We start from the raw sequence: 9,217 nt of genomic DNA, 5'->3' as shown, positions 1-9,217 counted from the left end.
ATCCCCTTCTCTCCGCTAAGAAAAACGACCGTGCATACGGTCGTTTTTTCGTGCTTGGGGAAGGGATGAGAAACTGATAATTGTGGGAATAGCGTCTATCCCCTCAGCCAACCTGAAAACGGACCGAGTAACACCCAATTAACAAGCAAACACTAACCATATCCCTGACCGAACGGCTGCGAAAAAATTCCTTAACAAAAAGCTTGTCTTCCACGCGAAGATCCGCTATAATAACACTTGTCGCTAAAAACGGCACTGAAAAATGGCCCGTTGGTCAAGGGGTTAAGACACCTCCCTTTCACGGAGGTAACAGGGGTTCGAATCCCCTACGGGTCACCATTTTTTTTGCTCGACTCCCGGTCAGGAGCAGCAGCATGAGAGCCATTAGCTCAGTCGGTAGAGCACCTGACTTTTAATCAGGGTGTCGTAGGTTCGAGTCCTACATGGCTCACCACCATTTTCCTCAGAATGGTTGGCAACCTAATACAGTTCCTTTATACGCGGTCGTGGTGGAACGGCAGACACGCTATCTTGAGGGGGTAGTGCCCAGTGGGTGTGCGGGTTCAAATCCCGCCGACCGCATAACAGCAGTACATTTGAGGCTTTAACATGGTGAAATTAGATAGTGGTTGTACTTAGACCCGATTCTAACAAAGTAACCCACTAACTTACGATGGCACAAATCATCGTTAAGGGAGTGGTTTTTTTTGTTGTTAAAATTTGCTATACAGGACTTCAAGGATGGCCGGGAATTCAAGAATCTGTCTTTAAACTCACATTCCGCACCCTGACGACTCCGAAAATGGCGAATTATGGTGTATGCTAGAGTCATTGAATCGAGCGTCGGGTCGGGGAGCGGGTGTGGGACATGCAAATCGAAAATTTTTTTGAAGGCGAAACCGTCCAATTACCGGTGCTGGACAGTATTACTAAGCATGATCGGCTGAGCTATTTGCGAGACTGTCAAGCGGGAGGGCTTTCATGAAATCTTACAAACGCATGATCCTCATGGGGCTCTTGGTTCTGCTTGTTATCGCTTCCGGCGTATGGCTGACACGATTCATACAGCAGCAACCCGCCTCCATGCAGCAGCCCGAGGCTGTTCGGGGTACGATCGATTTGACGAATTGGCAATTTGAAACGGACGGTATGGTGAGCCTGCAAGGAGAATGGGAATTTTATTGGGAGCGGTTTCTTGATGCGGAGGACTTCAATGAACAGCCATTACCCCCTCCTCTGTGGGCCAAGGTACCGAACGTTTGGACGGAATATGACACGGGTGGTGAGCCGCTGCCCGGGTTCGGCTATGCCACCTACCGGCTGCATGTGAAAGCGGCGGATAACCCCGGATTACGAGCGTTGAAAATCCCGACCTGGTCTACCTCCTGTCTCATTATGATCGATGACAGGGTCGTGGCCGAATGCGGTGTGGCAGCGGATAACGAGCGGCAGGCTGTTGACAGATTCGCTCCTCAAGTCGTTTCCTTCCAGACGGCTTCTGCCGAATTCGATATTATCGTACATATTTCGAATTACACTTATGATCGCGGTGGGATGTGGTATGCACCGCATCTGGGAACGGACGTCGCCATCGGGAAGCTCAGAGAGAACGAATTAGCCGTCGGTCTGATCCTGTTCGGTGTGTTTATGTTCATGGGTTTGTACCATCTGTGCATCTATTTATTGCGTCCGCAGGAGAAGGTAGCTTTATATTTTGCCACCGGCTGTATGATTGGTGCGATCCGGCTGTTGTTCACGGGTGAAATGTACATCCTTAACTTCTTCCCTGACATATCGGTTGGCGCAGTGGTTGTTTTCCTCTATTCCACCTATTATGGCGGCGTGCTGGTGTTCACCCTATATTTGCGTCAGATGTATCCTCATGAGATTCCGCGCATAACTGTCAGGGTAACGATGTGGATATCCGCTCTGTTCCTACTTACCGTGATCGTAACACCGACCCGCATATCGACGCATTTGATTCAATATTATCATATGTTCATGCTGCTGCTGGCCTTGTCGATTATAACCGGCATCATTGTTGCTGTTGTGCGCAAGAGAGAGGGGGCGCGTCTGCAACTTTTCGGTACCGCCATGTTCATGATCGCCATCTTCCATGATATTCTGTACAATATGTTTTACATTACAGGGTTCTTCTTTGAGACGAATGCGCTGCAGCTCCTGCAAAGGCAAATGATGCATTTCGGCTTGTTCGTGCTCGTGTTCGTCCAGGCGATTGTTCTGGCCAGGCGGTTCTCCAAAGCGTTCCGCACGATTGAGACGATGTCGGACAAGTTGGTTTCCCTGGATCGGATGAAGGATGAGTTTATGGCGAATACCTCGCACGAGCTGCAAACGCCGCTTCATGGCATTATTAACATGTCCCAAGCGATGCTGGAGGGATCCGCGGGGGCTATGACCCAGGCGCAGCAGGCTAATATGTCCACGATTGTTTCTGTCGCGCGCAGGCTCGTTAATCTGATTCGCGATATTCTTGATTTCTCCAAATTAAAAAATGGCGAGATTACGCTGGAGCGGCGCAGCGTGTCGCTCCAAGGCGCATTGCGGGCCAATCTGGAAGTGTTCCGTCACTATGTCGGAAACAAACCGATTGAGTTGACAGTGAATATTCCCGACCATCTCCCGTCGGTATATGCCGATGAAAACCGGCTGGTGCAAATTTTGTACAATCTGATCGGTAATGCGATCAAGTTTACGAATGAGGGCGAGATCAAGGTGACGGCCGATCACATTGGAAATTGGGTGCGGGTGTCGGTGACCGATACGGGTATCGGATTGTCGGCATCCCAGCAGGAGGTCATTTTCCAATCCTTCGAACAAGTATCTGCCTCCGTCTCCCGTGAATACGGAGGAACGGGGCTGGGATTGTCCATAACGAAGCAACTGGTCGAGCTGAACGGGGGACAAATCACCGTGAATTCCATGCTCGGTTCGGGGTCGACCTTTTCCTTCACCTTGCCGGTCAGCACCATGAAAGAACAACGGTCTCCCTCAAGCATGGATTCGCGAGTACCCTCCCTGTATGAAGAAGCCGAAGCGGCAGCTCCCTCAATTCGCAAACATCCGAACGGCAGCTTCACGATATTGGCAGTCGATGACGATCCGACCAATCTGCAGGTCATTCTGAACGTTCTGGCGCAAGAACCGTATCGAATTCTGATTGCATCCGGCGGCGAGCAGGCACTTGAAATGCTGAAGCCCCATCATGCCCATTCTATTGATATCGTTATACTGGATGTCATGATGCCGCGAATATCCGGATATGATGTGTGCCGATCCATACGCGAGCAATTTACGTTGTTCGAGCTGCCGATTCTGTTAGTGACGGTGAAAAGCGAGCCCGAGGATATGATAAGCGGATTTGCGGCAGGAGCGAACGACTTTTTGGTTAAACCCTTTTATTCGCATGAATTACGTGGCAGGGTTCGCACGCTGCTGGATATGAAACGATCGGTGGAGCAGGCGATTGAGTCCGAAATCGCATTTCTGCAAGCGCAAATTAAACCGCATTTTCTCTACAATGCCCTCAGCACGATTATCGGAATTTGTCCGCGCGATCCGAAAAAAGCAACTGATTTATTAACGGATTTAAGCTTGTATTTGCGCAGCAGCTTCGACTTCCGCAACAGACAGCAATTCGTGCGACTGGAGGTCGAACTGCAGCTTGTGGAGGCTTATTTGGCTATCGAGCAAGCGCGTTTCGGAGAAAGGCTGCGAATGATCTACGATATCGATTCTGCGATCGAATGCTTGATCCCGCCACTAAGCATACAGCCGCTGGTGGAGAATGCGGTACGGCACGGAATTATGAAACGAATGAATGGAGGTACCATTAAATTGAGCATTCGTTCAATGGACGACGCAGTATGGATTACAGTGGAGGATGACGGCGTCGGAATGTCGCCGGAGCGGCTCGAGCGTTTGTTCGATGGAGAGTCGGCGTCATCGGGTGTAGGACTGATTAATATTGAGACCCGCATGAGGCGATTTTATGGCTATGGTCTCCAGATGGAGAGCGTAGCCGATGAAGGGATGCGTATAAGTATGAGAATTCCGCTTAACGGCACGGAGATGCTGCAAGAAGGTACAGCATGATGAATGCGATCTTGATTGATGATGAACAGTATGCGCTTCAAGCGCTGCAGGATGTATTGTCCGAATTTAAGCAAATTCAAGTGGTGGGCACCTTTACGAATCCGCTGGAAGCGATTGAACATTGCCCGGGCTTGGATGTTGACGTGGTGTTCCTCGATGTGGAGATGCCGGGCATGGATGGCTTGCAAGTGGCTGGGCGTCTGTTGGAGCTGTGTCATGCGGAGGTAGTGTTCGTGACGGCATACGATCAGTATGCCGTCGAAGCGTTCGAACTGAATGCACTGGATTACTTATTGAAGCCGGTTGGAAGCAAGCGGATGGAGAAGGCGGTGCAGCGACTTGCCGGTCTAATCCGGCAATCAGGTGCTGCCCCGCTTCGACACGTGGCTTCCGAAGTCAACGTAACCGTGTGCTCGATTCAATGCATGGGCAAGTTCAGAGTGCTTGTCGGCTCGGAGCAGAATGAGTATGTGAAATGGCGAATGTCAAAGGTGAAGGAGCTGTTCGCCTACCTCGTCCACAACAAAGACAGCGCCGTGCATCGCACAATCATTATGGAGCAGCTGTGGCCGGACATGGATATTGAACGGGCAATGGTTTACTTGCATACATGTGTGTATCAGATCCGGAAATTGATTAAAGCTTACGCGTTCGAGCAGCATATGTCTTTGCGATATGTGGACGAAGGCTACCAGCTTAGATTGACGAATATGACCTGCGATGCAGATGAATTCATACGGATGGCTGCCGGCAAGGAGGCAATTACTTCCGAAACCATCGATGCCTCCGATTACGCGGCGGATTTATATCGGGGCGACTATATGGGGGAGGACGATTTTCCATGGACGGTAAGCATGCAGACTCAGCTCCAATTTATCTATAAAGCATTGCTGAAACGAATCGTGGACTTCTACTTGGCCGCGCGTGATGATGTTCGGGTGGTTACTCGGCTCAAGCAGCTTATCGAGATGAGTCCATACCAGGAAGAATTTCATGAATTACTATTGCAAGCCTATATCAGAATGGGAGATGTAGGAAGCTACAATAAACATTATGAAAGCGTAGAAGCCATGTTTCGACAAGAGCTGGGGATCGATGTGCCGGCTTCTATCAGGAAGTTGCTTAAATATTAGGAAAGTTTGAAGGCTCCAAACCAAAATCAGCGCTTGACGGGAGATACGATACGGGCTCTTCGTCAGTAATTTATATGCTGTACATAACTGTGCTTGCGAGTTGAGTGGGATATGACCGTTCGTGGATTTATGGCGGACGGTTCTTTGTCATGTTTACTCATTTTGCTCAGTATTTGCTCAGTCCCCTTTAGTAGCATGAATGATATGTGCCGATGTGGCTACCCGAGGGACCAATATCATGAGGAAAGAAGGGAAATGGAATGGCTTGGGTTATAAAAAGATTAAGATTAATCGTCATTGGTTTGGCGGCAAGCTTACTCATGTTGACAGAAATAGCTTTACTCTCGCAAGCTGCACATGCGGAAGGCAGCAGAGAACTGGTGGAGAACAGACCGGCTCCCAATACTGCATATCGACCTTATATGTTGTGGATGCCCTGGAACGACATTGCGGGAATCGCGCAAAAAACGACTCTGTATGTGTATGCGCTTGAGGGCGAGACGCTGTATTTGGGCTCCAGTGTGCACAACTCTTATGATGGACAAGATATTGTAGTTACTTCTCCATCGGGTGTCTCGCATGTTCTGGATGTATTGGCATCGGGAGAAGGTCTGATCGATACACTGATCAAAGAAGAGGTCGGTCCATTCGGACCAGGATCATATACGCCGCTCACCATTTCGGTCGATGCGGCAGAAGAAGAGGCCGGTTGGTGGACAGTCGAGTTTCACGGAACGGTCGGAGAGGGCGGCGCTCATAATCCGGCCAGAAAATGGGTGAATGAATTATGGGGTGTTCAGGGCAGCGCGATTGCAGCTTGGGATGTAACAGTCAGCAGCGATGGAGCCAACGAGGAGAAGGGGCGAATGTATGCCAACTATCTGGCCTTGAATTCAGGCTCCAACATTGCAGGTACGAATATATATTCCGAGGTCATTGTGTTGACCCTGGATGGGTATCGGTATCGGGTTAATCTGAATGGGATCAACCCGTTCGCGTTTGTGATGTTTGCCAACAACCGCGGATTTATCGATGCTACCACGAACACGACCCTGCATCGTTCAGTACCTCAAGCGGATATGGTTCGCGGCAATATTACGGTTCATAACCCGAATATGCCGGATACGGCTGACGATGTCACGCATCGAATTTTCTTCAACGAACCAAGTCCTCGGCTTCCGGCGGATCTGATCGCACAGCTACCCGCGCCGGAACCGGTAGGATCAGGTTTTGTCGGTCATACGGAATCAAAGGCGCTAATCGGTGAGGGAGGGAAATTCCAGTTTACAACGGCCACGGCATCATCGTATCGATTGATCATCGATGTTGATAATGACGGGATTTTCGATCCAAGTGACAGCGGACCGGATGTTGTAATCGGGAGTGCAACGATAGCCGGACTGAATGAGGTGCAGTGGGACGGCAAGGACAAGGATGGAGCCAATCTTCCTGCGGGCAGTTACAATGCCAAAGTGATGATAAAGGGCGGTGAGTATCACTTCCCGATGCTGGATGTGGAGTTTGCGGACAATGGCATCATTATTGAGATGCTTAACCCACCTGGCGTATTTCCAATCGGCACGGATGCGTTCACGATTTATTATAACGACACGAATTATACGACAGCCAATGGGGAGGCCATAAGCCTTGATGGCGTTGGGGCGCCGAATCCGCGGGATGCCAGCGAAGGTGTAAGCAGTGCTGCCGGAGCTCATGCGTTTTCCCATGATTACGGGGATGTGAAGGCGATCGATACATGGACGTACTTTTCCGGACCCGAGACTGCGATTGTTTTCTCTATTGTCAATGGACCGACGGCAGCAGCCCAGGTTGTGAATATCGATGAGAACGAGCAGAATATACAAATAACATTAAGCGGCGCCGACGCAGAGACGGCAGCGGCGGATTTAATCTATGCGATCACGGAGGTGCCGGAGCATGGGACGGCGAATCTGGTTGGACGCATTGTAACGTATACGCCTACTGCCCATTACAACGGAGCTGACAGCCTGCAGTTTACCGTAACGGATGAGGATGGAATTACAAGCGCTGCAGCGACAGTCACGATCAACGTTGCCCCGGTGAACGACGTTCCGGCCGCACTTGGACAGTTGGTTACAGTGGTTATCAACACCATGAAGGAAATCACGCTTAGTGGAACCGATACAGAAACCGCAGCAAGCGATCTGATCTATACGGTAACGAATCAACCGGCCAATGGAATTCTGGGCGGGGCCGGCCGAATGCTGACTTATACGCCGAATCCGGATTATACGGGTGCTGACAGCTTCACCTTCACCGTGACGGATACCGGTGATGGTGCCGCAAGCGCCGAGATCAGCAATGAAGCGACAGTAAACATAACGGTGAATGCACCAGACCCAGATCCGGCCCCAGACCCAGACCCGGTCCCAGACCCAGACCCGGCCCCAGATCCAGATCCGGCCCCAGATCCAGATCCGGTCCCAGACCCGGCCTCAGATCCGCAAGTCGTAGTTCCGGAGCCTGTGCGGATACCGATTGTAGAAGAAATAATTGCGAACGTTGAGGCCGGTGGCGGATTTGAGGGTATCACTATCGTGCAGACGACCGTTAGGCGTACAACGGACATTGACGGGACCGTCAAGGACGAGATCGGGCTGACGGAAAGTCAGGCCGAAGATACCGTTCTTAAGCTGAATCAATCGGGCATAGACACAGCCAGGGTTGTCATTCCCGATGAAGCGGATATCGTGCTGGAAACGAAAGTGAACATCTCTGAAGCGGCGTTGCAGCGTTTTGTCAACGGACAGACGCATCTTGAGTTTTATACTGAATATGCCAAGATTTTCATACCTCATGGTTCAATGAAGGATATGGGGGAGGATGTGTACTTCCGCATTGTGCCCGTGAAGGATATACGGCAGCAGACACGTATCATCGAAAGGGCATTGGAGGATCCGCAGGTGCAGCAATGGTCGGGGGCGGCCAGCATGAATATGCGGGTGCTGGGACGACCAATGATGATCGAGACGAATATGCAGAATCGTCCGATTCGCATTACTTTGCCGCTTTATGACCGATTGCCGGAGGCTCCCAAGCAGCGACAGGACATTCTGGACAACCTTGTTATCTTTATTGAGCATAGTGACGGAACTGTGGAACTGATGAAGGGACAGGTAATGCAGTACAAAAACGCCGACCAGCTCGGTATTGAATTTGAAGTGGACCGGTTCAGCACATTTAGTATGATATACTGGGAAGGCTCAAGAACCCTGTTTAACGACTCCGGAATGCTTATAGAGCCTGGAGCGGGCGAGTTCCTTCACACAGGGCAAAATACAGGTCAAAGCACAGGACGCAAGGGTTACATATCCGGATTTCCAGATGGCACGTTCGGGCCGGATCAATCGATTACACGCGCACAAATAGCCAGCTTGTTGATAAGGTATCGATCATTAACATACGATAGCGGCATGGAGCATGCGATCTATCCCGATTTAGCGGATTCGCATTGGGCTTATGAGAGCGTTCAGCTTGTGGTTGCGGACGGATATATGATCGGTTACCCGGATGGCCGCTTTCAGCCGGATCGGGCAATTACGAGAGCGGAGATGACTGTAATTGCCACGCGTTTGCTCGATTTGAGCGCACTTCCGGGGAGATCATTCACCGATACCGAATCGCATTGGGCCGGTGGGATTATTGAAGCGTTGAAGGATCATCATATTTTGCAAGGATATCCCGACGGCAGCTTCCGGCCCGACCGCGAGCTGACAAGAGCTGAAGCCATAGTGGTTATCAATCTTCTATTCGGTATTGCACCGCTGGAAGCGGCAGTGACATCATCCTGGCCGGACGTTCCCGCCAACCATTGGGCGCTGAAGCATATCGAAGCGGCGAGTGCGACGTTCGATCCACACGGATTGACAATATGAACCTCGCCCCCTTTTCAGCAGCTGTGGCGCCGCCTCGCAGCAACGGTGTCT

Annotated in this window: 3 protein-coding genes and 3 tRNA genes; all 6 read left to right on the top strand. The window is 50.8% G+C overall.

Going from position 1 to position 9,217, the window contains the following annotated elements:
* The first annotated feature begins 264 nt into the window (after positions 1-264).
* The 6 genes from PKO02S_RS30685 (at position 265) to PKO02S_RS30660 (ending at position 9,166) form a co-directional block, all read left to right on the top strand.
* A tRNA-Glu gene (locus tag PKO02S_RS30685) sits at positions 265-339 on the top strand.
* 39 nt (positions 340-378) lie between these two features.
* A tRNA-Lys gene (locus PKO02S_RS30680) sits at positions 379-454 on the top strand.
* Positions 455-500: 46 nt separating this feature from the next.
* Positions 501-582 (top strand) — tRNA-Leu (locus PKO02S_RS30675).
* Positions 583-981: 399 nt separating this feature from the next.
* A complete protein-coding gene (locus PKO02S_RS30670; protein WP_127588874.1) occupies positions 982-4,116 on the top strand; it encodes an ATP-binding protein in 3,135 nt (1,044 codons plus the stop codon).
* The gene (locus PKO02S_RS30665) at positions 4,113-5,249 is read left to right on the top strand and encodes a response regulator (RefSeq protein WP_127588872.1); all 1,137 of its coding nucleotides are present in this window, start codon (positions 4,113-4,115) and stop codon (positions 5,247-5,249) included. Before PKO02S_RS30670 ends, PKO02S_RS30665 begins: the two co-directional genes overlap by 4 nt.
* A 260-nt stretch (positions 5,250-5,509) precedes the next feature.
* Positions 5,510-9,166: an S-layer homology domain-containing protein gene (locus PKO02S_RS30660; protein ID WP_127588869.1), complete on the top strand. Its 3,657-nt coding sequence runs from the start codon at positions 5,510-5,512 to the stop codon at positions 9,164-9,166.
* Positions 9,167-9,217 lie beyond the last annotated feature (51 nt).

Source organism: Paenibacillus koleovorans NBRC 103111, assembly GCF_004000845.1.
GTDB lineage: Bacteria > Bacillota > Bacilli > Paenibacillales > NBRC-103111 > Paenibacillus_AA > Paenibacillus_AA koleovorans.
The sequence above is the reverse complement of the archived record's forward strand: the minus strand, read 5'-3'. Positions and strand labels throughout refer to the sequence as shown.